Raw genomic sequence first — 26481 nt, 5'->3', positions numbered from 1 at the left:
TTTTTTACCGCCTCAACGTGGTGCGGATAAAGATGCCATCGCTGGCCGAACGCAAGGAGGACATCCCGGTGCTGGCGGAACACTTTATCCGCCAGTTTCAGAAAGCCAACGTCGGTAAAGCGGAAAAAATCAGCCCCGCCGCGCTGGAAGCGTTGATGCGCTATAACTGGCCGGGAAACATCCGCCAGTTGGAAAATGCCATCGAACGCGCGGTCATTATGGGAAGCGGCGGGGAAATCAAACCCGTCGACCTGCCGCAGGAGATTTTGCAGATCAAGGAAGGCCCGGTGACGGTGGGGCTGCCCCTCAAGGACGCGCAGGACAACTTCAAGCGCGAGTTCATCCGGCGCACACTCGCTTCGATGGGAGGGAGCAAGACCAAGGCCGCCGCGGCGCTGGATATCCAGCGTACCTATCTTTCACGCCTCATCAAGGAACTGGAAATCGAGTAGCGGTCACCCCTCCCACTTTAGGTACACATTTTAATGTGTACATCATGCTGTAAGGCATGACTTCTCCCTTGGCGCTCCGCGCCAATGTACACAATAAATTGTGTACCCACCTAAAGAAGGAGATGGGCTAGCTGATGAAGCGGCGGACGCGGGGGAGCAGTTCGTTGTCGGTGGTTGGTTTTGTCACGAAGTCGTCCGCGCCGAGCATGAAAACCTTTTCCCGCTCCTCCAGCCCCGCGCTGGTGAGCACGATCACCGGTATGTCCTTTATCGATTCGCCCGCTTTCAGCTCCCTGATAAGCTCATAGCCGTCCATCACCGGCATTATAAGGTCGGAGAGGATGACGTGCGGCTGTTGCGCATACGCGGCGGCAAGCGCCTCTTTTCCGTTGGCGGCGGTGATGACCGTTACATTGAGCGGGGCAAGCATTTTGATAATCATCTTTTGCGAGTAAATGTCGTCTTCCACCAGCAGGAGCGTGGGGCGCACATCGGGGAGCGCGGCATAGAACGTGGCGCCTTTTCCCGGCTCTGATTCCAGCCGCAGATTGCCCCCGTGGGCGAGCATGATGTCATGCGAAAGGGGGAGGCCCAGCCCGGTGCCGATTTCGCCGGCGGTGCCGGTGGTGGAGGTTTTTTCCTCGTAGTTGAAAAGCCGGGCGGCCCGCGAAGGCTCCAGCCCCACGCCCGTATCGCCCACCGCGACGGTGGACGGTTTTCCATCGGGGATGAATAGCCGTATGCGGTCCCCTTTGCGGCAAAACTTCACGGCATTGCTAACGAGGTTTTGCAGCACCTGGTAAAAAAGGGTGGGGTCGGCGAAAAGGCGGTGTTTTTCCGGGATATTGTTTTCCAGGGTAATGCCTTTGGCTTCCGCCGTCGGGCCAAAGGCGAGCGTGATTTTGAGCGCCAGGTGGTTGGCGTCCAGAAAGCGGAGCTTCGGCTGTATCTTGCCGGTTTTGAGCCGGCTGATGCTCAACAGTTCCTCAATCAGCTCGTTCATTTTTTCGGCGGAGTCGATGACGATGCTTATCCGCTTGGCGGCATCGGCTGAAAGGGGGTCGTCGGCATCGTCCACCATCAATTTCAAAAAGCCGATCATGGTGGCAAGTGGGCCGCGCAGATCGTGGGAGACGAGCGACACGAATTTGTCTTTAAGGCGCGTCGCCTCTTCGGCGTTTTCCTTGGCATTACGCAGTTCCTCTTCCGCGCGCTTGCGTTCGGTGATGTCGCGGCCGGTGGATACGAAGTGGGTGATTTCCCCCTGCTTGTCCTTGATCGGGGTGATCGATTTTTCCTCGATGTACATAGCGCCGTTTTTTGCGCGGTTGTGGACTTCCGCGTGGAAGGTATTTCCGGAAAGAATGGTATCCCATAGGTTTTTATAGAATTCCGGCGGGTGATGTTCCGATTTCAGGATTGCCGGGGTGTTTCCGCGCGCTTCTTCGGCGGAGTAGCCGGTAAGGCGGCTGAACGCCGGATTGACATATTGGATGAATCCGTCGCGGCCGGTGATGGTGACGGCGTCGGCGGTCTGCTCCACCACGCTGGAAAGTTGGCGCACGGTGTCTTCCGATTTTTTCCGGGCCATGACCGTTTCCACCGTTTGCGGCAGTATCGTGAGGTAATGCCGCTCCGGATCCTTTATCAGGTAGTCGTACGCCCCCATCTTCATGGCGTTCACGGCGATATGCTCGTCGCCGCTGCCGGTGACGAAGATGACGGGTATCCCCTTTGCGTTCGGTATCAGTTCGATGCCGGTGCCGTCCCCCAGCATGTAGTCCAGCATCATCAGGTCGTAGTCGTTATGCCCCAGCTTTTCGCGCGCCTCGGCCAGGCGCCTGCCGTGTCCATGTTGTAGGGGAGGTTCTGGGCGCGCACGAGGCGCACCACCGCCATCCGGTCGATCTTGTCGTCATCCACCAGCAGGATATTGATATTCTTCACGTCTATTTCATTCCCCGGGGTGCGGGAGTTGGCATAAACTCCAGTAGAGGTTGAGGGTGCTGACCGCCTCGACGAATTTTTTGAACTCCACCGGTTTGATGATGTATCCGGCGACGCCGAGATCGTAACTTTCCATGCGGTCGTTTTCCATCTTCGATGTGGTGAGCACCACCACCGGTATGCCGCGCAGGATTCCCAAGGGGCGCGCCGCGCGGAGGAATTCGATGCCGTTCATGACCGGCATGTTGAGATCCAGCAGGATGAGGCCGGGGCGCGGATTGGCCTCTTTGTCGGCATACGCCCCTTCGTGCCGGAGGTAGGCCAGCGCTTCCTCGCCGTTCCCCGCCACCTTGAGCACGTTCAGTATCTTGTTTTCCTTGAAAGCGCGTTTGACGGTTTTTACATCCACCACGTCGTCTTCCACCAGCAAAACGGGGAGATTGTCGATCATCGCTTTTCCTCCTTTAGATGTTTGGCCAAGTATTGGGTCAATATCCGCTCGGTGTCATCCCGGTCGACGGCCGGCGTCTTGGGGATGGTGAAATGAAATTCGGAGCCCGACCCCACCGCGCTTGTAATCCAGACGGTGCCGCCGTTGTTTTCAACGATCTTTTTCACCAGGGTAAGCCCGATGCCGGTCGATTCCAGCTCGTCGCGCGGCTTGAGGCTCTGGAATATCTTGAATATCCGTTCATGGTGTTTTTCCTCTATTCCCTGGCCGGTATCGCGCACGCAAAATTCCCACATCGCATCCGCATCGCGGCAACTTATCACAACTTCGCCCGTCGGTTTGCCCAAATGTTTTATCGCGTTGCTGATGAGGTTCTGGAAAAGCTGCTCCAGATGCGTCCGGTCGTACACCACGGTTGGCAATGTTCCTTCCACGCGGACGGTAATGTTTTCCGGCGGCGCCAGCGCGCCGATGACAAGGCCGGCGATCCGGTTGGCGTCCAGATTGTCGCGCTCCGGTTTCAGGCGGCCCAGGCGGGAGTAGCGCAAAATTCCCTCGATCAGGGCGTTCATCCGCTTGGTGCGTCCCAGCAGGAGCGCGAGGTTCTCGCGCCCTTCCTCATCCAGTTTGTCGGCGTAGTCGTGGGAAATCCATTCGGCCAGCGATCCGATGGCGCGCAGGGGCGCTTTCAGGTCGTGGGAGACGATGTAGGCGAACTCCTTGAGTTCTTCGTTGCTCCGGTTGAGGGCCTCAATAAAAGCCTCGCGCTCTTGTTCCCGTCCTTTCCGTTCCGAGATGTCTTCCATGATGAAAATGACGCCGCGCTGCAATTCCGAGGGGTCGATGGCGGTGGCGATAATGCGCGCCTGGAACAGGGAGCCGTCTTTGCGCCTCATGGGCCGCTCGACTTCATACGTATCGCCGCGCCCGATGATGGCATTTGATTGTATGCCGCTGTCCTTGAAATCCTCTTCAGACGGGTAGAGCCTGTCGGCAAGGCTCCCCCGCAGTTCAAGTTCGGCGTAGCCGGTGATTTTGCAGAGCGCGGCGTTCAGCCACTGGATTTTGCGGCTGACCAAAAGGGCGATGCCGATGGGCGAGGTGTGGAGGATGATCTGCTGCTCCATCATCAGTTGGACGATCTTGTCCTCCATTTTTTTGCGGTCGGTCAGGTTGACGAAAATGCCGAGGCTTTGCAGCGGTTTGCCGCTTTCCGGGTCAACCAATATCGGCACCGCCTCCACAAGCATATGCACCTTTCCCCCCAGCCGATGATTGATCTCGACATCGTACGAGCCGCGCTCCCCGCCGCGCCGCCGCTTTATCTCGTTGGCGAATATCAGGGCATTTTCGTCATCCACCAGCGCCGGATCGAAAATGGAGCGCCCCACGATATCCAGCTTGCCGTAACCCAGCATTTCAACCATGGCGTTATTAACCCGCTCCGTGACGATCTTAGCGCCGATCTCCTTGTGCCAGCGGTGGCAGGGATCGCGCGTTTCATCCTCCGGCCGCAGCGGGACGAAATTGACAACCCATGCGCCGATGGGCGCTTTTTCCACCAGATTCATGTTATAGCGGGAGAGCTCCTCCATGCGGCGGAGGTAGGATGTTTTTTCGGCCTCGGCGAGCTTTTGAAGGGTGATGTCCTCCATCACCGATACATAATTGACGATGTTGCCGCCCACGTCGCGCACCGGGGTAATGCGGGAGGATGCATAATAGGTGTTGCCGTCCTTGTGGCGGTTGATGATTTCCCCTTCCCACATTTCACCCCTTCTCAAGGTGTTCCAGATGTTTTGGTAAAACGCATCGTCGTGTTTGCCGCTTTTGAGGATACTCGGTTTTTTGCCGACCGCTTCTTCCCATGGATAGCCGGTTATCCAGTGGAATGCGGGGTTGACGTATTCGATGACGCCGTCGGCATCGGTCATTATAATCGCGTCTTTTCCCTGTTCGATGGCGGTGGCGAAGCGGACAAGGTCCTGCTCGCTCCGCTGCAGGTCGGCGACCTGCCGGGAGAACGGGCGGTAAAAAAAGAAATAGAGCACCGGCAGGACGGCCGAAACAAGAATGACCGCGTCAAGGATGGAACCGGCGATGTGGGAAATATTCATAACGCGGGAGAGGAACTCCATGATGCCGGCTTCCACCGCGAAGATGGTGATGGTGACGAAGAAAATCAGCCGGAGCGGATTTTTATAGGATGTATCCGTGACCTGTGCTTTGATTTCGCGGAATGTTTTCATGCAGCGGCCTGCGCCGGCCTCCCCCTTTTTCAGCAAATCCGTGTCCTCATCTTACAGAAGGGGGTCAAGCGCAACAAGGGGGAATTTATTGATTCACCTTGATGCCGAAGGCGGCCTTTTCCCCCGGCAGGGGCGAATTCAGCGCCCATTGGCGCACAGCGCCAAAAAGGTCGGCCCGCTGGGCCGATTGTGCGCTGAATTCGCACCTACCTCTCCGGAAATTTACCCGGCGATATGCTTGGCAAACAACCGGATAAGCGGGTCATCCGTACATGATTTCCATTTCTTTCAGCTCTTTGATCCGGTCGCGGCATTCGGCGGCCCGCTCGAAACGCAGCGCCTTGGCCTCGCTCAGCATTTCCGCTTCCAGTTTTTTTATCGCCCGCGCGAGTTCCCCGCGGCTGAGGTAGTCCGGCTTTTCCTCCGCCACCATCGGCGTATCGTCGGCGTGGGCCGCCATTGTTTCGTAGATGCGCTTTTGGATGGATTGCGGGGTAATGCCGTGTTTTTTGTTGTACCCGGTTTGGATTGCGCGGCGGCGCTCCATCTCGCCGAGCGCGCGCTGCATCGAGCCGGTCATCTTGTCGGCGTAGAGAATCACCAGCCCGTTGAGGTTGCGCGCGGCCCGGCCCGACGTTTGGATGAGTGAGGTCTCGGAGCGGAGGAAGCCCTCCTTGTCGGCGTCCAGGATGGCCACCAGCGAGACTTCGGGAAGGTCAAGCCCTTCGCGCAGCAGATTGATGCCGATCAGCGCGTCGAATTCCCCCAGCCGCAGTTCGCGCAGTATCTCGGTCCGCTCCAGCGTTTCGATGTCGGAGTGGAGGTATTTCGTCCGGATGCCGGCGCCGGTGAAATATTCGGTCAAATCCTCGGCGAACCGCTTGGTGAGCGTGGTCACCAGGGTCCGCTCATCCCGCGCGGCCCGCTGTTTCACTTCGTGGATAAGGTCGTCCACCTGTCCGCCGACGGGGCGGATGACGACGGCGGGATCGATAAGGCCGGTGGGGCGGATCACCAGTTGCGTTACGCGCCCCTCCGAGCGCTCCAGTTCGTACGGCCCCGGCGTGGCGGAGACGTATATCCGCTGCTTCGGGTCTTTTTCAAATTCGCCGAAGTTGAGCGGCCGGTTGTCCAGCGCCGAGGGGAGGCGGAAGCCGTATTTCACCAGCGTTTCCTTGCGCGAACGGTCGCCCGCGTACATGCCGCGCAGTTGTGGCACCGAGACGTGGCTTTCATCGATAATCAGCAGCGCGTCGGGCGGAAAGTAATCCAGCAGTGTGGGTGGGGCCTCGCCCGGTTTGCGCCCGGTGAGGTAGCGGCTGTAGTTCTCGATGCCGTTGCAGTAGCCGGTCTCTTTCATCATTTCCAGGTCGAATATCGTCCGCTGTTCCAGCCGTTGCGCCTCCACCAGCCGGTTGTTGCCCTGGTGTTCGCCGACGGCGAGTATCAGCTCGCGCCGGATTTCCTCGCGCGCCCGCTCCATCCTTTGCTGCGTCACCACATAGTGGCTGCCGGGGTAGATGGGGGCGGCTTGCAGCTTCTGTATCACCCTGCCGGTGAGCGGGTCGACGCGGGCGATGGAATCAATCTCGTCGCCGAAGAACTCGATGCGCAGCCCCTCGTCGCTTTCGTAAATGGGGATGATCTCCACGATGTCGCCGTTCACGCGGAACGTGCCGCGGCGGAAATCGATGTTGTTGCGTTCGTACCGCATCTCCACCAGCTTGTCCACCAGCGCGTCGCGGCCCATTTTTTGCCCCGTCTCCACGCGGGTGAGCATGGCGTAGTACGCCTCCGGCGACCCTATGCCGTAAATGCAGGAAACCGAGGCGACAATCAGCGTGTCGGGCCGCTCCAGCAGGCTGCGGGTGGCCGAGTGCCGCATCTTGTCGATCTCGTCGTTGATGGCGGAATCCTTCTCGATGAACGTGTCGCTGGTCGGTATGTAGGCTTCCGGCTGGTAGTAATCGTAGTAGGAGACGAAGTACTCCACCGCGTTTTCGGGAAAGAAGAATTTAAATTCGTTGTAAAGCTGCGCGGCGAGTGTCTTGTTCGGCGCGAAGACCAGCGTCGGCTTTTGCACCTGCTCGATCACGTTGGCGAGGGTAAAGGTTTTTCCGCTGCCGGTGACCCCCAGCAGCGTCTGGTGCCGCGCGTTTTTTTTGATGTTGGCGGTCAGTTCCTTGATGGCGGCGGGCTGATCCCCTTTTGGGCTGAACTCCGAATGCAGCTTGAACTTCATCCCGCCATTATAACGTGGGTCGTTTGATTCCAACGCCGGATGCATGAGATTGAATGACTTTACCCGGCGATGAACCTGCCTATGCGGGGAATAAAATCGGGTTCCGACAGCGGCTTGATTATGAAATTGACCGCTTTGTTTGCAAATGCTTTTTTGCGGGCATCTATTTCATTGCTTCCCGTAATGATAATCACGGGTATTTGCGAATACTCGGGGTTTGCTTTCAGGTGGTGAAGGAGGGTAAAGCCGTCCATCATGGGCATTTGAATGTCGGTAATTATGAGAATCGGCAACCTGCCTTGAATAATCTCCAATGCTTCGACTCCGTTTTGGGCCGTCAATACATCGGAGCCCATATTCATTAGATGCAGCCGGAGAACCAGCGTTGACGCTTCATCGTCATCGACCACCAGCACCACATTGTCGAAAACCGGGAGATTAAGATAAAATACGCTCCCCGCGCCGGCCTCGGATTCAAAGGTGATGGAGCCGCCGTGGACTTCCATAATTTCTTTGGTATGGATAAGGCCGATTCCCGTTCCTTTTTCACCCGCCGTGCCAACGGTTCGCGTTTTCGTTTCCTTTATAAAAAGCGGCGGCATCTTTTCGGGCGCGATGCCGGGGCCGGTATCTTTCACCGCTATGGTGGTTGGCATATCCGGCGGGTTAAAGAAAGTAACCGTATCCCCCCGGCTGCAAAACTTGACCGCGTTTGACAACAGGTTTTTCACGCACTCCCCAAACAGGTCGGGGTCGGCATGCACGCTCATCTTTAAGGGAAGACCGTTGACGATGGTGATCCCCTTTTGGGCGGCCATGGTCTCATATAGCTCAATCTGCGTGGCGGCAAAGTTATGGCAATTGATAACCCGTTTTTGGAGGATTGTCACGCCTGCCCGCAGCAAGGTGATGTCGAGCAACCGTTCGGTCATTTTGTGGATTTGGCGGCTGTGGTTGGCCATCTTTTTTGCGAAATCCCGGCTTTCGGGGGAGAGGTCTTTGACACTGGCCAGAGCCTCCAGCCCCATGGTGAGGCTTGCCAACGGCGACTTCAGATCATGGGCCACCAGCGAAATGAAATTGTTTTTGAGCCGGGTGGCGTTTTCGGCCTCTTGGTGCGCGTCAATGTAAGCTTGGGTCTTCAAGTTTACCTGCGCCACCAGTTCCTCCTTGCCCTTCAATAATATTTCCCGGGCTTCGCGCAGCGATTCTTCAGCATGTTTGCGTTCCGTGATGTCCGTGGCTATTCCGCAGATGGCGTAGATTTCACCGGAGATATGCCGGATTGGAAACTTGACCGAAATATAGGTGTGGATACCGTCATCATGCGGTACCCGCTCTTCCATCTCCAGTGTCCGTCCGGCCTGGGCGACCATTTTATCGTTCTTGATAAAAGCATCCGCCACGTCCCGCGGAAACAGGTCGTAGTCGGTTTTCCCCTTCACCGCGGCATTGGATACATGGAAAAGCTTCTCATAGAGCCGGTTCACATGGAGGTACCGGCCAGCCAGGTCTTTCAGGAATATCACCGTGCCGGCGTTATCCGTGATGGAACGCAACAGTTCCTCACTCTCACGTAACGCCACTTCCGCCGCTTTGCCCTCGGTAATGTCCAAGGCTATTTCAAGCCGCACCAATCGCCCATCAACCCAATCAATCGCCCTATCCCGTATTTGGTACCAACGCCCGTTCTTGGTGTTCTGAAACTCCCACGAATAGGCTTCTGTCGGCCTTCCCGCATCATCGACGATCTTATTGTTCGTGCAGAAGGCGCAGGGGCCGGCCTGCCCCGCCTGGATCGTTTTCCAACAGATACCGCCTAAAATATCGCCAATTACATTCCTTGCGTACTTGTTAATAAAAAGAACCTCGTAGGTTTTAATATCCGCCACATACACGACAGCTTCCAATCCATCCAAAACCGCCAAGAGTCTTTGATGGGCGGTTATCAGAAGTTGTTCAGCCTCAACACGCTCCGAAATATTCCTGAAAATGCCATAAATTACTTTTTTACCTTCCAACTCAAAAGCCGCCGTCCTTATTTCCACCGGAATCGAATGGCCTTTTTTGTGCAAAACAGAAATGTTTTCCACAGATCCAAAAGCTTTTTCCGCTTGTTTCTTGAATTGACCATTATGCAATTTGGCTTCTTGGGGAGGGTGTAATTTGGTTATGTGAAGTCCGATAATTTCTTCCCTTGTTCTTCCAAGCAGGTTTTCAGCCGCTTTATTGCAATCGAGGAAAAAACCTGTTTCGGCATCGGCAAGAACTGTCGCGTCGGGTGAAGCCTCTATCAGGATGCGATATTTTATCTCGCTTGCGGATGATAGAATTTCCTTGGCCGGCAGACCGGCTTGCGGTTTCTCAGGATTGTTTTCTACCATGCTGGAATGATGACAAATGCCGTAGACGGAATCAAGCAACGATTACGCGTTTGTTAAATTTGATGGCAAGCCGTTGGCCTATTGAAAAAAAAATGTCCGCCAGACCTCAAATGGCGGTATTTTAGGTATCACTAAGATACACTTTATCTATAAGGAGTTGAGCACAATGCGAAAGTTCAAGCACAATGATCGAGTAGTCCCGAACGCCAAGGTGGTTAAATTGGCCGAAGGAGAACGCCGCGCCCGCCAAAAATTATTTGGGGTGATGCTGGCGATAGAGAGCGGCGGCCCGGGCCGGGATGCCCTTGTAAAAGCGGCTGAAAAATATCAGGCTGCCCATGAAAAAGTTAACGCCGCCCTTAAGAAGGAAAAGGACGCCGCCCGGATAATTGAGGAACTGCATAGCCGGGGGCTGGTGTAACGTATCGGGATCGCCCCCCTCCCCCCCTCTTTCCGGGGGATACTTGCCCCGATCCGTTTCCAAATCCAAAACCATCCTTGCATCGGCATTGAACAGGGATGAGGGAAGCGTGGCGCTGGCAATTCAGTCCGTGGCGGATATGGGGTTATAAATGAACGCATCCGATATTGCCGTTGCCATCCTGTTTTTTCTGACGGCGTTGTTCTATTCATCGGTTGGGTTCGGCGGGGCATCGGGCTATATGGCGGTAATGGAGTTTGCCGCGTTTGCGCCCGCCATAATGAAGCCGACGGCGCTTTTCATCAACATCCTTGTTTCCGCCATTGCAACGGCGCGGTTTTATCGGGCAGGCTGTTTTTCCTGGAAGTTATTCTTGCCCTTCGCGCTGGCATCGGTGCCGTTTGCGTTCTTAGGGGGCGCGCTTTCGCTCCCCGCCCACATATACCGGCCGATAGTCGGGGGCGTCCTGTTGTACGCCGCATTCCAGCTTTTCCGGAGTTCGGTAAAACCGGTATCCACCGCGAAAGCGGTGCCGATCTATCTGGCGCTTCTCTTCGGATCCGGCATCGGCCTGTTGTCCGGCCTGACTGGCATTGGCGGGGGCATTTTTTTAAGCCCGCTGCTCCTTTTGATCGGGTGGGCGGATCCGCGGCAGACCGCCGGGATTTCCGCCGCGTTCATATTGGTTAATTCGGTTGCCGGAATTGGGGGACATCTTTCCATGATGAATACCTTGCCCCCCTCCCCCTCCCTCCTGACCTGGTCGGTTGCGGCCATCGCCGGAGGGCTGATCGGTTCCGGCTTCGGAAGCCGCCACTTTTCAAACAGCACGCTTCGCCGGATTCTTGCGGTGGTATTGGTAATTGCCGGTCTGAAGTTTTTGATATTTTAAGAACAGACGGGCCGCGGCCGAGGTGTTATTCTAAATATGTGGAGCGCGGCAATGGAGCGGGCGCTTGACCACATCCCTTCACCCTCTACTACGGCTGGGCAATGCCGGGGAGTCATCCATGAACGAACGGATCGAACTGCTGCTGCGTAAAATAAACGAACTGCAGGACGAGCTGCATCTTGAAATGGCGCAACTGGCCACCAAATTCCGCTACACCGTGGAAAAACGGAGGGTGGTCTTTGAGCAGGATGTCGCCGCGTATCACCGGCGGCTGCGGAAGAATCTTTTGCAGTTCATCTTGAATGCCCGCCTGCCCGTCCTGCTGGCGGCTCCAATAATTTACTCAATGATCGTCCCGCTGTTGATTCTCGACATATTCCTGACGGTTTACCAAACCATCTGCTTCCCGCTTTATGGAATAAAGAAGGTGCCGCGCGACGCGTTCATCGTTATCGACCGTCACTACCTGAATTATCTGAATATCTTTGAGCGGTTCAATTGCGCCTATTGCGGATATGCCACCGGCCTTGTCGCATACGCCCGCGAAGTGGGCGCCCGCACGGAAGACTACTGGTGCCCCATCAAACATGCACGGCGGATACGGGAAGCCCATTCGCTCTACGCGGACTTCGAGGAATACGGCGACGCGGAGGGCTACCGCGCCCGGCTGAAACGGCTGTATGGGGAGAAATCGTCCTAAATCCCAGGTTAATGAAATGTTCTATATGCATGAAATGATAACACCCTTCTGACTTACCGATACCGTTCAGGCTTCGTGTCATCGCCGGGACAGGCATACCCTCCTTATTGGTTATTTTCCAAATAGGGGAACCCCTCTCCCGCATACCGGACAATGTGGATGGACAGCCTCCCTTTAAGTTGCGGGTATGGTTATTGCACCTTCGCAACCCATTGGCCTATCAATACGCTGGTCGGCCCAAGTGGGATATATTGGGGCGGAAAAAGTGAGGGGTTTTTTCGCTATTCATAAATACTTGAACTGTTGAAACCCTTAAGGTATGATTTCGCGGATATTTTTTTCCGGGTAGAAACGGCTTTTGCGCAACAGGAACGGGACAAAACGATGTACAAAGATATTTTGACGCTCCTCGACAATTCGGATTATTCGCTCTGGGGCTTGGACCGGGCTATTGAAATTGCGAACCAGTTCGGCTCGACCGTTTATGGAACGCACTCGTACGCGGCGCGCCTGCATGAAGAACGGTTCATTCAGATGGAACCGGGCCTTCCCGCGCGGTATCAGGAACCCGATGAGATGATGCGCCAAAGGCAGATACACGGGGAATTGATAGAGAAAGGGCTGGGAATCATCTCGGACTCTTACCTCGACGTGTTTCAGGAACGGTGCGATGAAAAAGGGGTGCCGAACAAACGGCGGGTGATGGAAGGAAAAAACTATTCCAGTCTCGTCAAGGAGATCGAGACCAACTCCTACGAACTCGTGACTCTCGGCATACGCGGCCAAGGAGAGGTGAAATCAAGCCAAGTCGGCAGCGTCTGCGAACGGGTGACGCGCCGGGTGAACACCGATGTCCTGATCGCGAAGAACAACCTGCCCCTGAAGGGCGGGCATATCGTCGTGGGCATCGATGGAAGCCCGCAATCGTACGCCGCCATGCAGACCGCCATCGACTTTTCAAAACGGTTCGACTGCAAAGTAACGGCCCTCGCCGTTTTCGATCCCGAATTTCACTACCGCGTATTCAACAATATCACCAAGGTTCTTTCCGAAGAGGCGGGCAAGGTATTCCGCTTCAAGGAGCAGGAGAAACTGCACGAGGAGATCATCGATTCCGGCCTGGAAAAAATCTACCGCGACCACCTCAACTGCGCCATGGAGATGGCCACGCGCGAAGGGCTTACCAACGGCAACTCCGTAAAGTCGGAAGTTCTCCCCGGCAAACCCTTTGACGCCATCCTCAACTGGCTCACCGGCAAGGACATCGCGCTCCTTCTGCTGGGCAAGGTGGGGGTTCACTGCGATGATGGGCTCGACATCGGTTCCAACTCGGAATTCCTCTTTAGAAACGCCCCCTGCAACGTCCTCCTGGTCAGCAGGAAGGCCAAGCCTGAACCGGTGGAAGAGAAACGGGCCGAGGTCGAGTGGACCGCCGAAGCGCTTGAGATGCTCAACCGGGTGCCGGGATTCGTGCGGAACCTGGTCAGGGGGCACATGGAAACCAACGCCCACAAGGATGGAAAAACAAAGATAACCCTGGAGATGATGCTCGAAGCCAGAAAAAAGATGGGAATGTAGCGCCGTGAGCTTTGTCCCATTCGTCATCTCGTGGAACATCACTTCCCGTTGCAACCTCGCGTGCGAACACTGCTACATCGACGCGGGGATGCGCCAGCAAGGCGTGCCGGAAGAACTTGCGGCGGATAAAATATTCGAGACCCTCGCCGAAATAGCGAAAATCAACAGCGGAGCGGTTCTTATATTCACCGGCGGCGAGCCGCTTGCCCGCCCCGACATCTTCGAGATTTGCGCCAAAGCGGCAAGCCACGGGTTCGTGGTTGTTTTGGGAACCAATGGCACGCTGCTCACCCCAAAGACCGCCCAAAAGCTCAAGGATGCCGGTGTTTCCGGCGTCGGGATAAGTATCGACTCGCTTGATGAAAAGAGCCACGACCTGTTCAGGGGCAGGGCCGGTTCGCTGAAGGATTCCATCGCCGGCCTCACCGCAGCGCGCGAGGCGGGGCTTGAGATACAGGTGCAGACCACCCCCACCTTGGGCAATGTCCACGAACTCCCCGCCATCGCCGATTGGGCGCACAAAATCGGAGCGGCGGCGTTCAACATTTTCTTCCTCGTCTGCACCGGACGGGGCCAGAAGATGACCGACATAACGCCGGAGGCGTACGAAGAAACCCTCCGCTGGGCCACCTCCGTCCAAAACAACTATCCGGGCATGATGGTTCGGCCGAAATGCGCGCCGCACTTCAAGCGGATACTGCACCAGCAGAATCCTGAACACCCGCTGCTCTCCACCTACATCGCCGCGTGCAGGGCGGGAACGCAGTATTGCCGGATAGACCCGGCGGGCAACGTCACGCCATGCCCTTACATGGACGTATCCGCGGGGGATATTTCGTCAAAAACATTCACGGATATCTGGAATGATTCCCCGGTGTTCGCCAAGTACCGCGCCCCGGTATACGAAGGGAAGTGCGGACTTTGCAAATACCGCCTCATCTGCGGCGGCTGCCGCGCGCGCGCCTTCGCCACCAGCGGCAACGACATGGGCGAGGACAACTGGTGCGTGTACGAGCCGGAAACACAGGAAGAGGCGATCACCAGCATCGATACGTTCGCCAAATTCGGCGGCGGCTCTGAAAGCACCATCCCATGGTCCGTGGAGGCCGACAACTTCCTGCGTAAAATTCCGGTCTTCGCCCAGTCCATCGTGCGGCTGGCCACGGAAAAATACGCCAAAGAGCGGAACATAAAAGAAATCACGGCGGAAGTTCTTAAGGCGGCCGCCCCCGCCGACCGGTTCGGAAGGGCGCGCATCCCCGCAACGGAGAAACCAAAGGTGGACGAAGAAGACGGCGGCATCCCGTGGGACGACGACGCCAAGCAGCGGCCGCTGAACGCCCCCGATTTCGTCCGCCCCGGCATCTTCAAGCTGATGCAAAAACGGGCAAAAGAACGGGGCAAAACGAGGATCACCACCGAATTTCTCAGCGAGATCAGGGATGAATCGATGATGCTGGTCACCAAGCGGATGCAGAAGTTCGGCTACGAAGACATCGATATGAAATCGTGGGAGACCGCCAAGGAAAAATTCGCCAAAGTCCCCGGCAAAATGGAGACGATAAACGGCATCGTCGATTTCCTCAACAGCCGCAAAGGAAAGAACGAGGGGATCATCCAGAAATTCAAGTCATATTTTACCGACGACTCCACCACGATGGGTTGGACCGAAGGGGCGCGACAACGGCTGCAGAAGGCTCCCTCCCCTTTCAGGCCAATGGCTAAGGACGCGGTTGAAAAATACGCGCGAGAGCACGGCTACAAAATGATCACCGAAGAGGCTATCGAAGAAGCCATGTCGAAAATGCCTTTTTCAAAGTTCATGAACAAACCCTGAGGCCGTGAGAATACCGGGCCATATCGGTATCCGTCAATGGGCTGAATTAAAGTATCGCCTTGAATATCACAGCTTTAGCAATAATTTATATCCACAATCCCTTCCCTTAAAGGGTTAGTGGATGTATAATTTGCATATGATTTTGGACGGAAAAGCCTGCGGATAAACTCAGGAGATGAGTTCTCGATCATCAATAGGCCATTGGGAATTTGAAAATGGCACAAAAAGTGTATTCTGAACTGTGCAGGCTGTTGCACTTGATAAGTGAAAGAGGGATGAAATGAAAAAGAAACTGACAGTAGTGGTGATCATTCTAGCCGTTATCTGCATCGCCTCCGCGGGTGTACTGTATATTCCGAATCCCGTGGGGCAATACGTCATCAGCGAAGCCAAGGCCAGCGGTGTTGTTCCGTATGAGCCGGCGGAAGCCTATGCCATGGCGAAAAGAATATGCACCCAATGCCATACCGACGAGCGGATAAAAAGATATTGCGAGCGGTGCGGGCCCCCATTCATCGCCCTTGTTCCCCACATGCAGTCGTTCATCGAAAACTACAAAGTTTCCAAGCCCGAACTGAAGGTTGAAAACATCACTGAAGTCCAGGCGGGCGCCATCGTGCAGGTATGGAACGCGATAATCGGCAATTGGGAAAAAGACTTCAGGGAGCAGGACATGCTGAAACTCATCGGCCCATACGAACATTTGAAAAAGCTTTACCTGACGCCCGTTGAGAAGAGGCCGATTGAAATGGCCCTGATGGGAAGGGAAGACCTGAAAATAGGGTATATGGCCGACATGAAGAAAACCATGGAGAAAGGCGCGGAAGGCGCGGCTGAACAACCGGCCATGAATGGGACGCATGATCATTCCAAGATGAGCTCGGAGGGCGCTGCCCAAAAGCCCGCCGCGGAAGGAACCAACGACCATTCGCAACACTCGGAGCATACGCATAAATAATAACCCGGCGCGTCCGGTTGCCAGGAAAGTCAGACGAATATGCACGATAACGAAGCGCCGGCTGATCGGGAGACCGCCGTCAAAGCAAAACGGCGCAACCTCATCATACTGCTCGCGGCGGCCGCGATACTCTTAAACGGGGCGGTGAACTTTTTTGAATCGCGGAAGAACTCCGCCGAGCTGATAAAACTGGGAACCCCGTTGCCGGAGTTTTCCGTGAAGCAGGCGGACGGGAGCGCCGTTTCAACGGCCGCCTTCAAAGGAAAGCCGGTCATCTATTACTTTTTCGCCAACTGGTGTCCCTGTTCGCACGCCTCGATCGGTTTCGTGAAAAAGGCGGCGGCGGACAACGCCCAAAGCGGCGTAGCCCTGTTCAGCGTGGGCATACAGGACAGCGCGTCCGAGATTGAAAAATTCTCCAGGAAACATGATATATCCACCCCGGTGGGAGTTTCAGGCGGAAACGACGTGGCGGCCATGCTGGGAATACGGACAACCCCAACCACGCTGTTCGTCGATGCGCAGGGAGTGGTAAAGTGGATATTTATCGGAAAGATTGAAAAGTACGAGATGATTGAAAAAGGGATCGAGGCCATTACAACCGCCAAAGCCGCCTGAGCCGGCGTTTTTTACAGGAGATACGGGCAATGAATCTTGTTTCGGCGCGGAGAACCGCATGACGGCGTTCGGCGCTTTTTTCGGCGGATTCCACAGCTTTTTTTCCATCTGGTTCTTCTGCCTGATGCAGATAATCCCGTTTATTATCGCGTTCATCGTCGCGGCAACTATACGGGAAAGCGGCCCGGCGCCCGAAAAAACGGACTGGCAAACACTGGCCCTCAATGCCGCTTCGGCGCTCGGCGGGTTTATCGCCGTCTTCACCGCCATAGGGATGGTCACCACTCCCGCGAGCAAAATGCTGTTCAGGTACATGGACCTTCTAAACCAGTTCGGCGGAGTCGTTATCGGCCTGATCGCCCTTTATTTCGCCGGGCTGCTCACTCTCGGCAAATTCCCCGAAGCAAGGATGAAAGGCCTGATAGCCGGTTTCGGGGCGCTATTGGGCGCCGCCTTGGCGGTGGCGTACAAACCGTGCGTCACTCCCACACTCACCGCCATCTACAACATCAACACGGCACCGGATAACGCGGCGTGGGGCGGCATCCTCCTGGTGCTCTACACTCTCGGCATCTCGGCCGCCATTTTGGTTGTCGGCGTTCCGCTTGCGGTATTCGCCTCGAAGGCAACGTCGGCGAACGCCCGCTTATATCTGAAACGGGGATGCGGCGCGCTGCTGCTGGCGGTGGCCCTGCTTATGCTCACCGACAAGATGACGGTCTACAAGAGCTTTCTGGTGGAAGGCTTCGTGCCTGCCGCCAGCGATGGTTCGGGCCACAACCACCACGAAGGCCATCCGGCCCGGCAACAGGCTCCGGCCGAACCGGATCATTCCCAACACGATAATATGGAACATGAAAAATAAACCCGCCATGATAAAAAAAGCAAGGTATCAAGCGGCGGGCCGGAAACGGGGCTGGATAATTTCCATCGCTTCCCTGCTTCTGGTCTTCTGGGCGGCCGCCTCCAGCGCGGCACTGGCCGCCGAGGATCACTCCCAACACAACATGAACAGCCCCCAGGAAGCAGCCGCCCCCGCCGACGCGCCGATGCCGTCCGCCGAAAAGGAAATCGCCATCGGCTCGATGAAAGTAAGTCTTATGCCGGAATACGATTCCACTTCCGTGCTGGTCATTAACGAAGGGAAATTTCTCAACCGCGAGGCGTTTCCCCGCGAAGTCCTCTTCCTCATTCCGCTTGGCGTCACCAAGTTGCAGGACGTTTGCTCCCTCTCACCGGGCGGGCAGCACTTCTGCCAGCTTTTTGACATCACGCCGGGCGGCGGCAAAAACCTGCTCAAGGTGAAGCTCCCCTACTCCGACTTCTTCATAGACTTCCAATACGCCCCCTTCAAGGCGAAGCCGAACTCGGAAAGGGATTTCACCTACACCGTCGAGGCGGACTACGACATCAAAAATCTCGCGGTCGTGATCCAGCATCCCTACCGGGCCGAGCGGTTCACGATTGAGCCGGCGGACGGCAAGGAGTTTGAAAAAGAGGGATACCAGTACTACCGGCACGAGTTCAAAGACGTTAAAAAGGGGGAGCGGAAAACCTTCCGCATATCGTATTTCAAGGCGGACGATAAACCCTCCGTGGATTCCAAGTACACCGCCATGTCGGATACCCGTATTTTCCGCGGCTACACCGCGCCGATCATCCTTGGCGCGGGTATTGCGGGAGTGGCGGCGCTCCTGTATCTCAGGAGGCGGAAATCCGCGAAACAGGACGGACAGGCGTGAAGGCGGTTTTATTCGGCATTTCGCTGCTCCTGACGCTCACCTACATGAGCGGAAAATACATTTTCCTCACGTCCGCGTCCGATCAAACCGTGACGGGCATTTCACACTGGCTCGCCTGCCCGTGCGAATGCCCGATGGTGCTGGAGGATTGCCACATGAGCTGCGGCCTTTCATGGAAGAATCTCATCGGCGAAAAACTGAAGGCCGGCCTGGGCAAAGAAGAAATCGTCTCATATTTCTACAAGCGCTTCGGCAAGGAATCCCTTTTGACCCCGGCGCAGCGCGTGGCGGGAAAATGGTACCAGGTGTCGCGCGGCGGTTATCCGGTCGGGGAAATGGCGCTGTTCGGCGTGATTGTGATGGTATGGACGGCGCTTCTCTACCTCATCCTTTTGACCGGCTATGAAAAAATCATGTCGATGGGAAAACAATGAAGGCGACGGCATTATTCCTCGCGCCCCTGCTGTTGGCCTGTCTGCCCATAACGGCAATGGGCGCCGAGCCGGCCGTACGCGCGCTTATCCCCAAGGGGGCGGTGATACTTGGCACCGATATGGAGTCCCTCAAGAAGCTGATTGCCGGCAAAGATGCCAAACCGGAGTGGTACGCGGACGAAACCCCCTCCAAGAAGACCGAGACCGGGACATTTGAAATAGACATTCATGAAGTCACCAACGCGCGGTTCAAGGAGTTTTACAAGGAACACTCCTTCCCCCCCAACCTGGCGAACCACCCCGTGGTCAACGTTACCTGGAAAGAAGCCAACGACTACTGCCGCGGCACCGGCGGAAGACTGCCGACCGAAGCGGAGTGGGTGCGCGCCGCGCGCGGCAATACCGCGAATGTCTATCCGTGGGGCAACGAGTTTAACCCCCAAAATACGGTCTACATGGATTCGGCGGGAGGCGGCAAAATGAAAGCCGGGTCGTATGCGGTTGAATCATCCGGTGAGAACGAGCTTGGCGGCACTTGGCCCGCCGGTTCCATCGAGGCGGGCAAAAGCCCCTTCGGCGTGTACGACATGGCGGGTAACGCATGGGAATGGGTGGACGGCTGGTACGATGAAGGAAAAAAACTGAGAATGCTTAAGGGCGGGTCTTGGCTCAGCCCGTGGCAAAGCCTCCGCATATCCGCCCGTCTCGGTGACGGCGGCGAACGAAAATTCAACGACTATGGATTCCGTTGCGTTTATAATCCCAAACAATGAAAAATATATTTAAAAAGGCGGCCCTCTGGGCGGTGGGGCTTCTTGTTTTTCTGATCCTGCTCGCTGGCGCCGCCGTCTTCACCCTCTACCGCTCCGGCGATGGATTGAGCTCGGATTGGGATTCCCTTAAAAGCGCCATCCGTTTGCAGTTATTCAAGCGCAACATGATTTCCGCCCTCACGCAGGACGAAATCACGCTCCTGTATCAGGGCAAATGTTACCGGAAATGCCACGGAGAATCGGCCATGATTACCGTCGTTCTCCCGTCCGGCGGATGGTTCCAGCTGGTCGAGCGGATGCGCGTAAAGGAAAACGTGAATATCACCGGCAACGAGGCGGAAGCGATCATCAGGCATCTCGACGAAAAATACCCCAAGACAAAATCCCGCTTCACCTACGAAGTGCGCAAGCAGGTGCATAACACCGTCTGGCGCAACGACATGGGGCAAGGGGATATTTACTGCGACGTGATTTACGTTTCGCGCGAATACCTCATCTCCATCGGGGCCGAGCACCTTATCGACGAGTACGATGTCGCCCATCATCATGTCTACCTCATCAACTTCACGGTGCATGAGGGGGAGATAGCGCTTTCCGATCTCGACAAAATAACCGAATTACGCACGCCGCTGGGCGTCATCCCCGCCACGCCGCCGTGGAGACTCCGGTTCCAGACGGCGGACAAGCATCACTACGAGGGGATCGTCCGCTTCGATAAAGCCAATCCGCTCGTGGCAAAGCCGGAGGCCACTTGGCTTGAACTTGCCATTAAAGGAATCGGCGGCTCGGCGACGCGCACATACAAATGGGACAGGGATTTGAAATACCCTGAAGAGCTGAAATCAATGAATGCTGTTTCCGCGGAGGCCGCAAAATGAAAAAACTGTTTATCATCCTCCTTCTGTGCGCGGTTCTGCCGGCTTACTCATGCAAAAAAGAGGAAATGAAACCCGCGCCCGCGGCGAAACCGCTGCCCGCCCCGCCGTTCACGCTTGCCAACCTCGCGGGCAAGCAGGTATCGCTGGCGGAATACAAAGGAAAACCGCTCCTTATCAACATCTGGGCAACATGGTGCGCCCCCTGTATCGCCGAACTGCCCGAACTGCAAAACGTCCAGAATGCCCGCAAGGATGCCGGTCTTACAGTGCTGGAGATCAACTACAAAGAGCCGCGCGACCCCGTCGCCGCCTTCATAAAGAAGAACGGCTATACGCTTGAAGTGCTCCTCGACGAAAAAGGGGACGTTGGCAGGGATTACCAGATGTTCGGCCTCCCCACTTCATACTTCGTCGACCGGGCCGGGGTTATCCAGCACACTTACATGGGCGATATGACGAAAGAGATCATCAACGACGGCCTGAAAAAAATCTCCGTCGAACCGTATTAAACCGCCTCATTTGGTTTGGCTGCCACCTGCTTCCCCGGCGTTCAGCCCCCTCTCCTTATCTTCTTTGCCTTATTACGCCAACGGCGTTACCATAATGGCATGGAGCTACGGATTCTTGGTTCCGGCACATCAACGCCCGCGGTGGAGCGCGGCTGCGCCGGATACCTGCTGCGGCTCAACGGCAAAACCTTTCTGGTGGACGCCGGTCCCGGCACGTTGCGCGCGCTGGCGAAAAACAACACCAGCCTCGCCGACATCACCGACATCTTCATCACCCACACGCACGTTGACCACTGCGGCGATCTTCCGGCGCTCCTCTTCGGCATGAAATACGGCCTCGCCGCCCCGCGGAACGATCTCACGCTGTACGGCCCGGAGGGTTTTTCAGCTTTTATGGAAAAGCTCTCGGACGCGTATGGCGACCAGTTGCGGCCGAAGGATTGGGCGCTCCATACGCGCGATCACGCCACCGCCGAGATCATGATCGGCTCGGTGAAGGTGAGCACCATACCGGTGGAGCACCCCATCGCCGCCATCGGCTACCGCTTCGACGGCGGCAACGGCAAAGCGCTCGCCTGCTCCGGCGATACCGCTCCGTGCAGCAATATCATCAAGCTGGCGATGCACTGCGAAGCGCTGCTGATGGAATGTTCGCGCCCGGATGAAAGCCCCATCGCGGGGCACGCCACCACCAGCGAGGCGGCGGCGGTTGCGAAAAAAGCGGAAGTGAAAACGCTCATCCTCACGCACATCTATCCTGAAAACGACACGTCCGACCTGGAACAGCGCGCCGCCCGCTTCTTCGACGGCATCGTCATCGCCGCCCGCGACGGCATGCGCATCGTTATCTAATTGGCAGGTGCAGGAAAAAAGCGCTCCCCTTTTCACATTAATCTATTCACCACGCCGATACGCTTAAAACCTGTCCGTCTAATATATTAACGATGAGATTCCCATTATTACGATCTTTAAAAGAAGATAGCTCTATGTTATTGATTAATATAGCATCTGTCGCGGCGCTGGTCTGGGTTCTGACCCTATGGGCTGGGCAGATAATTTCGGCGAAAATGGTTTCAGTGCCGTCATATTCCCCGCCGCGGCCAACCGCCGGGATGATGAACGCCCCCGCGGTCGATTATTCCGCGATAAAACACCGGAACCTGTTCTACCCTTTGGCTCAGCAGAGCCCCGGGGTGGATGCCGGGGAAATCGCCATCTCTTCCCTCCCCTACAAGCTGGTGGGAACGATCCTTTCCCGCAACGCGAAAGAGAACGTGGCAATACTGGAGAATACCGGCACCAAAGAACAAAGCCTCTATCACGTCAACGATTCCCTCTCGCAGGGGACGTTCATCACCCAAATCAGCCGGTTTGAGATGATCGTGAGCAACAACGGGCGGCTGGAGCGCATCCTTATTAATTTCGGCGAGATGCCGTCATCCACCGCTGACAAGGGCCGCGCCCAGTTTGGCGGACTCCCCGCCGGGTCGCAGGTGGCAATGCTGGGTGAGAACCAGATAGTGATGGACAAACGTTTTTTTGAAACCCAGAAGGGCAACATGAACGAACTGCTGACCCATATCCGCGCCGTGCCGAACATGGCCCCCGATGGTTCCATCAACGGTTTCCAGATTTTTGAAATCGTCAAGGACAGCCTCTACGACAAAATCGGCCTCAAGAACCAGGATGTGGTGCAGCGCGTCAACGGACAGGCGCTCACCTCGATGGAAGGGGGGCTTGACCTCTTTAACGCCCTCAAAAACGACAACCACTTCGTGATAGACGTTACGCGCAACAACCAGAACAAAACCTTAACCGTGGATATTCAATAAAAAAGGAATACGGAATGAAACGATACTTTGCCGCCCTGTTCTTCGCCGCGGGTATGTGGCTTGCCGCCGCCCATGCCGCCGATGAAGGGATTTCGATGAATTTCTCCAACGCCGACATAACGATGGTGGTTAAGTACATCTCGGAAATGACCGGCAAAAACTTCATCGTGGACGCCAAAGTGCAGGGAAAGGTGACGATTCTCTCGCCCCGCAAAGTAAGCAGGGAAGAGGCGTACAAAGTCTTCGAATCGATTCTTGAAGTGTACGGCTATGCGGCGGTGCCGTCCGGTGGCGTGATAAAAATAGTGCCGATTGCCCAAGCCCGCCTGATGGGCGGCACCGGCGCGCGCGGCGGCGCATTGAGCGCCGAGATGCGCGACAGCATGATCACCCAGCTCATCCCGCTCAAGTATGTGGGCGCGGACAACATGGTGAACGCCCTGCGGCCGCTCATCCCCCCCACCAGCTATATCGCCGCCTACGCGCAATCGAACACCCTCATCATCGTGGACATGGAATCGAATCTCAAACGGCTGGGAGACATTGTGGAACGCCTCGACGTGGAGGGACGCGAAGCGGCGATGACCGTGCTGCCGCTCAAGTATGCCTCGGCAAAGGACATCGCCGCCAAAATCAATAATCTGCTGGGCAAGGGGCAGCCGGGCGTCCCCGTTCCGGCGGGACAGGAGCCGCAGACGATAATCGCCGACGAACGGCTCAATGCCCTCATCGTGCTGGGAAACGAGTTTTTCGCCGGCAAGGTGAAACGCCTGACGGCCCAACTCGATGTGGAAAGCCCCCCCGGACGCCATGAGGTCAACGTCATTTACCTCAACAACGCCAGCGCGGAAGACTTGGCCAAGGTGGTAAACCAGATTCTCCAGTCCGAAAAAAAGGCCGCACCTCCGCCCGGACAGCCGCCGGGGCAGGAAACGGTCTTCGTCACCCCCGACAAGGCGACCAACGCGCTTATCATCACCGGCTCGCCGGAGCAGTTCCTGTCGGTAAAACGGGTGATCGACAGGCTGGACATCCCGCGCAAACAGGTCTTCGTCGAAGCGCTCATCTTCGAGGTGCAGGCGGACAAAGCCTCCAAATTCGGCGTGGAATGGCGCACGACGAGCGATTTCAACAAATCCGGCGTACAGGGGATCGGCGGCACCAACTTCGGCAACATCAACGGCGTGGCGCAAAACCCGGTCACCGGCATGGCCGGCCAGGGGCTGGTGGTCGGCGTGGTGGACGGCGTCGTCAACTTCGGCGGCCAAACGTACGCCAATGTCGGCGCGCTGGTGCATGCCCTGCGCACCGATACCGACGTGAACATCCTCTCCACGCCGAACATCCTCACCACCGACAACGAGGAAGCGGAGATTTTTGTCGGCAGCAACGTGCCGTTCGTCAAAAGCACCGCGCAAACCACCGGGGCCACCCCCATCGAAAACATCGAACGGCAGGACATCGGCATCACCCTGAAGGTGAAACCGCAGATCAGCGAATCCGATTTCGTGAAACTCCACATCTTCCAGGAAATTTCCAGCATCGCCCCCACGCAGCTTGACAAGGCGAAAGACATCATCACCTTCAAGCGCAACGCCAAAACCGTGGTGGTGGTGCACGACCAGCAAAACGTGGTCATCGGCGGCCTCATGCAGGAAAACATCCAGGACGTGGAAAATAAAGTGCCGTTGCTGGGGGACATCCCGCTGCTCGGCTGGCTTTTCAAGAGCAAGAGCAAGCAGCGGACCAAGACAAACCTGATGATCTTCCTCACCCCGCACATCATCAAGACCGTCGCGGAGATGGAGCGGATCACCACCACACGCCAGAAACGGATGGAAAGCACCGAATCCCCGTTGCTGGAGGAAAAACGCGAGTTGGACAAAATGCGGAATGAAATAAATACCGTCCCCGCGCCGGTGGAAACGCCCCCCGCGCCGGATACCGAGGCGCCGCGGACGGAGCTTTTACCGCGGGCGCCGGAACCAGCCGCGTCAAATAACGTCACGCCCGCGGCGGAACAGACGCTCTTCTCTCCCCTGAAGGCAACGCACACCAACGTTAAACGCTTTTAAGCGGCGGAACGGATGATGGAAGAATTAAAGGAACTGAGCCATCGGCTCGGATTCCCCTATGCTGAATCGCTCCCGCCGGTGGAGGATTCCGCCGCGCTGGTACGCAAGATCCCCATCGGCTTCGCCAAAAAGAACGAGATGGCGCCGGTGAGCAGCGTGGGCGGCAGGGCAATGGTGCTCACCGCCAAACCGCTGAACCACCACGCGCTGGCCGACCTGCGCGCCCTGCTGGGACAGCCGGTGGATGTGACGGTGGCCTCCCCCGAACTGGTGGCGGAATTCATCAACCGCGCCTACGAGATCACCGCCGGCACCGCCGAGGATATGCTGGGGGAAGTCGGCGAAGGAAACCTGGAAAGCATCGCCCACCAACTGGAAGGGGCCGCCGACATCCTCGACACCGACGAAGTGGCCCCCATCGTCCGGCTGCTCAACTCGCTGCTGCAACAGGCCATCAAGGAAAAAGCATCCGATGTGCATATCGAGGTGTTCGCCGATTCGCTGGCGGTGCGGATGCGGGTGGACGGCATCCTCTACACCGTATTGAAACCGCCGCGCCGCATCCACGCGCAGCTCATCAGCCGCGTAAAGATCATGGCGGGGCTGGACATCGCCGAAAAGCGCCTGCCGCAGGACGGCCGCATCAGCATCAAGGCGGCCGGGCGCGAGATCGACGTCCGCGTCAGCACCATCCCCACAACCTTCGGCGAGCGGGTGGTCATGCGCCTGCTGGATAAAAGCCGCAACCTGCTCAGCCTCGGCCAATTGGGAATGGACAATGACATGTTCAACCAGATGAAACAGGGGATCGAGCTGCCCAACGGCATCATCCTCGTCACCGGCCCCACCGGCAGCGGCAAAACCACCACGCTCTACGCCGCCCTCTCGGAGGTGAACACCATACAGAAGAACGTCCTCACCGTGGAAGACCCGGTGGAATACCAGATCAGGGGGATCGGGCAGATGCAGGTGAACCCGCTTATCGGCCTTCACTTCGCCGATGGGCTGCGGAGCATGCTGCGGCAGGACCCGGACATCATCATGGTGGGCGAAATCCGCGACCAGGAAACCGCGCGTATCGCCGTGCAGGCGTCGCTCACCGGCCACCTCGTGCTCTCCACCCTGCACACCAACGACAGCGCCGGGGCGATCACCCGCCTCGTCGATATCGGCATCGAGCCGTTCCTCATCGCCAGCTCGCTGGTGGGAATACTGGCGCAACGGCTGGTGCGGATACTCTGCCCCGCCTGCAAAACGCCGATGACGCTGGAAACCGAAGAAATCCGCCGCCTGGGGGCCGACGCCGCCCGCGCCGGGCTGGGCGCGCGCGCGTGGCGCGCCGCAGGCTGCCCCGCCTGCATGAACAGCGGTTACCGCGGCCGCAGCGGCATCTACGAATACCTGCACATCACTGATACCATGCGCAGCTTTATCGTGAAGGGGGCGGACTCGAAGGAGATACGGCAAGCGGCCATCCAGGAAGGCATGCAAACCCTGCGGCGCGACGGC

The 26481-nt window shown here is 56.8% G+C and carries 24 protein-coding genes; 18 read left to right on the top strand and 6 right to left on the bottom strand.

Annotated elements, in window-relative coordinates; all coding sequences use genetic code 11:
• Positions 1-452: sigma-54-dependent Fis family transcriptional regulator (locus tag HZA03_04835; GenBank protein MBI5637278.1), on the top strand; the 452-nt coding region annotated here is incomplete at its 5' end.
• Positions 453-579: 127 nt separating this feature from the next.
• On the opposite strand, the gene HZA03_04830 is transcribed toward HZA03_04835, so the two are convergent.
• The 6 genes from HZA03_04830 to HZA03_04805 all read right to left on the bottom strand — a co-directional run bounded on the left by HZA03_04830 (position 580) and on the right by HZA03_04805 (position 9725).
• The gene (locus tag HZA03_04830) at positions 580-2244 is read right to left on the bottom strand and encodes a response regulator (protein MBI5637277.1); all 1665 of its coding nucleotides are present in this window, start codon (positions 2242-2244) and stop codon (positions 580-582) included.
• Positions 2244-2399 (bottom strand): hypothetical protein, encoded by a 156-nt coding sequence (locus HZA03_04825; GenBank protein ID MBI5637276.1) that lies wholly within the window; start codon positions 2397-2399, stop codon positions 2244-2246. Before HZA03_04825 ends, HZA03_04830 begins: the two co-directional genes overlap by 1 nt.
• A 7-nt stretch (positions 2400-2406) precedes the next feature.
• Entirely contained in the window at positions 2407-2850 is a 444-nt protein-coding gene (locus tag HZA03_04820; protein MBI5637275.1) for a response regulator, read from the bottom strand.
• Positions 2847-5099 carry a PAS domain S-box protein gene (locus HZA03_04815; GenBank protein ID MBI5637274.1) on the bottom strand — a complete coding sequence of 751 codons (2253 nt, stop codon included), beginning with the start codon at positions 5097-5099 and terminating at the stop codon, positions 2847-2849. Before HZA03_04815 ends, HZA03_04820 begins: the two co-directional genes overlap by 4 nt.
• A gap of 262 nt (positions 5100-5361) precedes the next feature.
• A complete protein-coding gene (gene uvrB / locus HZA03_04810) occupies positions 5362-7341 on the bottom strand; it encodes an excinuclease ABC subunit UvrB (protein MBI5637273.1) in 1980 nt (659 codons plus the stop codon).
• A 59-nt stretch (positions 7342-7400) separates the two neighbouring features.
• Complete coding sequence (locus HZA03_04805; protein MBI5637272.1) at positions 7401-9725, bottom strand: PAS domain S-box protein; 2325 nt, start codon at positions 9723-9725, stop codon at positions 7401-7403.
• Between the two features lie 166 nt (positions 9726-9891).
• Between HZA03_04805 and HZA03_04800 the strand changes: the two genes are divergently transcribed.
• From HZA03_04800 to gspE, 17 genes are all read left to right on the top strand, one after another.
• Positions 9892-10146, top strand: a complete 255-nt coding sequence (locus tag HZA03_04800) for a hypothetical protein (protein MBI5637271.1) — start codon at positions 9892-9894, stop codon at positions 10144-10146.
• Positions 10147-10297: 151 nt separating this feature from the next.
• A complete protein-coding gene (locus tag HZA03_04795) occupies positions 10298-11038 on the top strand; it encodes a sulfite exporter TauE/SafE family protein (GenBank protein MBI5637270.1) in 741 nt (246 codons plus the stop codon).
• A gap of 118 nt (positions 11039-11156) precedes the next feature.
• Entirely contained in the window at positions 11157-11738 is a 582-nt protein-coding gene (locus HZA03_04790; GenBank protein ID MBI5637269.1) for a hypothetical protein, read from the top strand.
• 384 nt (positions 11739-12122) lie between these two features.
• Positions 12123-13316 (top strand): universal stress protein, encoded by a 1194-nt coding sequence (locus HZA03_04785; GenBank protein MBI5637268.1) that lies wholly within the window; start codon positions 12123-12125, stop codon positions 13314-13316.
• A 4-nt stretch (positions 13317-13320) separates the two neighbouring features.
• Positions 13321-15153: a radical SAM protein gene (locus HZA03_04780; GenBank protein MBI5637267.1), complete on the top strand. Its 1833-nt coding sequence runs from the start codon at positions 13321-13323 to the stop codon at positions 15151-15153.
• Positions 15154-15433: 280 nt separating this feature from the next.
• A complete protein-coding gene (locus tag HZA03_04775) occupies positions 15434-16111 on the top strand; it encodes a hypothetical protein (GenBank protein ID MBI5637266.1) in 678 nt (225 codons plus the stop codon).
• 39 nt (positions 16112-16150) lie between these two features.
• Entirely contained in the window at positions 16151-16729 is a 579-nt protein-coding gene (locus tag HZA03_04770) for a TlpA family protein disulfide reductase (GenBank protein MBI5637265.1), read from the top strand.
• 58 nt (positions 16730-16787) lie between these two features.
• Complete coding sequence (locus HZA03_04765) at positions 16788-17594, top strand: hypothetical protein (GenBank protein ID MBI5637264.1); 807 nt, start codon at positions 16788-16790, stop codon at positions 17592-17594.
• On the top strand, positions 17584-18471 hold the full coding sequence (locus HZA03_04760; protein MBI5637263.1) for a hypothetical protein: 888 nt from the start codon (positions 17584-17586) through the stop codon (positions 18469-18471). Before HZA03_04765 ends, HZA03_04760 begins: the two co-directional genes overlap by 11 nt.
• Entirely contained in the window at positions 18468-18905 is a 438-nt protein-coding gene (locus HZA03_04755; protein MBI5637262.1) for a cytochrome c-type biogenesis protein CcmH, read from the top strand. The genes HZA03_04760 and HZA03_04755 overlap by 4 nt, the downstream gene beginning before the upstream one ends.
• Positions 18902-19678, top strand: coding sequence for an SUMF1/EgtB/PvdO family nonheme iron enzyme (locus HZA03_04750; GenBank protein MBI5637261.1), 777 nt, complete (start codon positions 18902-18904; stop codon positions 19676-19678). Before HZA03_04755 ends, HZA03_04750 begins: the two co-directional genes overlap by 4 nt.
• Positions 19675-20556 carry a hypothetical protein gene (locus HZA03_04745; GenBank protein MBI5637260.1) on the top strand — a complete coding sequence of 294 codons (882 nt, stop codon included), beginning with the start codon at positions 19675-19677 and terminating at the stop codon, positions 20554-20556. The genes HZA03_04750 and HZA03_04745 overlap by 4 nt, the downstream gene beginning before the upstream one ends.
• Positions 20553-21065, top strand: a complete 513-nt coding sequence (locus tag HZA03_04740) for a TlpA family protein disulfide reductase (protein MBI5637259.1) — start codon at positions 20553-20555, stop codon at positions 21063-21065. The genes HZA03_04745 and HZA03_04740 overlap by 4 nt, the downstream gene beginning before the upstream one ends.
• A gap of 99 nt (positions 21066-21164) precedes the next feature.
• The gene (locus tag HZA03_04735; GenBank protein MBI5637258.1) at positions 21165-21917 is read left to right on the top strand and encodes a ribonuclease Z; all 753 of its coding nucleotides are present in this window, start codon (positions 21165-21167) and stop codon (positions 21915-21917) included.
• Positions 21918-22057: 140 nt separating this feature from the next.
• On the top strand, positions 22058-22897 hold the full coding sequence (locus tag HZA03_04730) for a hypothetical protein (GenBank protein ID MBI5637257.1): 840 nt from the start codon (positions 22058-22060) through the stop codon (positions 22895-22897).
• A 14-nt stretch (positions 22898-22911) separates the two neighbouring features.
• Positions 22912-24972, top strand: a complete 2061-nt coding sequence (gene gspD, locus HZA03_04725; GenBank protein MBI5637256.1) for a type II secretion system secretin GspD — start codon at positions 22912-22914, stop codon at positions 24970-24972.
• 12 nt (positions 24973-24984) lie between these two features.
• On the top strand, positions 24985-26481 hold a 1497-nt coding region (gene gspE / locus HZA03_04720), incomplete at its 3' end, for a type II secretion system ATPase GspE (protein ID MBI5637255.1).

It is taken from the genome of Nitrospinota bacterium (genome assembly GCA_016217735.1).
Lineage (GTDB): Bacteria > Nitrospinota_A > UBA7883 > JACRGQ01 > JACRGQ01 > JACRGQ01.
This window is presented reverse-complemented; position numbering and strand designations above follow the sequence as displayed.

Bases quoted from the DNA above. Each gene is read 5' to 3' on its own strand.
- HZA03_04775 (MBI5637266.1), top strand. From the start codon at position 15,434: ATGAAAAAGAAACTGACAGTAGTGGTGATCATTCTAGCCGTTATCTGC.
- HZA03_04790 (MBI5637269.1), top strand. From the start codon at position 11,157: ATGAACGAACGGATCGAACTGCTGCTGCGTAAAATAAACGAACTGCAG.
- HZA03_04820 (MBI5637275.1), bottom strand. From the start codon at position 2,850: ATGATCGACAATCTCCCCGTTTTGCTGGTGGAAGACGACGTGGTGGAT.
- gspD (MBI5637256.1), top strand. From the start codon at position 22,912: ATGAAACGATACTTTGCCGCCCTGTTCTTCGCCGCGGGTATGTGGCTT.
- HZA03_04760 (MBI5637263.1), top strand. From the start codon at position 17,584: ATGAAAAATAAACCCGCCATGATAAAAAAAGCAAGGTATCAAGCGGCG.
- HZA03_04745 (MBI5637260.1), top strand. From the start codon at position 19,675: ATGAAAAATATATTTAAAAAGGCGGCCCTCTGGGCGGTGGGGCTTCTT.
- HZA03_04735 (MBI5637258.1), top strand. From the start codon at position 21,165: ATGGAGCTACGGATTCTTGGTTCCGGCACATCAACGCCCGCGGTGGAG.
- HZA03_04815 (MBI5637274.1), bottom strand. From the start codon at position 5,099: ATGAAAACATTCCGCGAAATCAAAGCACAGGTCACGGATACATCCTAT.
- HZA03_04740 (MBI5637259.1), top strand. From the start codon at position 20,553: ATGAAAAAACTGTTTATCATCCTCCTTCTGTGCGCGGTTCTGCCGGCT.
- HZA03_04830 (MBI5637277.1), bottom strand. From the start codon at position 2,244: ATGATGCTGGACTACATGCTGGGGGACGGCACCGGCATCGAACTGATA.
- HZA03_04785 (MBI5637268.1), top strand. From the start codon at position 12,123: ATGTACAAAGATATTTTGACGCTCCTCGACAATTCGGATTATTCGCTC.
- uvrB (MBI5637273.1), bottom strand. From the start codon at position 7,341: ATGAAGTTCAAGCTGCATTCGGAGTTCAGCCCAAAAGGGGATCAGCCC.
- HZA03_04770 (MBI5637265.1), top strand. From the start codon at position 16,151: ATGCACGATAACGAAGCGCCGGCTGATCGGGAGACCGCCGTCAAAGCA.
- HZA03_04765 (MBI5637264.1), top strand. From the start codon at position 16,788: ATGACGGCGTTCGGCGCTTTTTTCGGCGGATTCCACAGCTTTTTTTCC.
- HZA03_04800 (MBI5637271.1), top strand. From the start codon at position 9,892: ATGCGAAAGTTCAAGCACAATGATCGAGTAGTCCCGAACGCCAAGGTG.
- HZA03_04750 (MBI5637261.1), top strand. From the start codon at position 18,902: ATGAAGGCGACGGCATTATTCCTCGCGCCCCTGCTGTTGGCCTGTCTG.
- HZA03_04805 (MBI5637272.1), bottom strand. From the start codon at position 9,725: ATGGTAGAAAACAATCCTGAGAAACCGCAAGCCGGTCTGCCGGCCAAG.
- HZA03_04795 (MBI5637270.1), top strand. From the start codon at position 10,298: ATGAACGCATCCGATATTGCCGTTGCCATCCTGTTTTTTCTGACGGCG.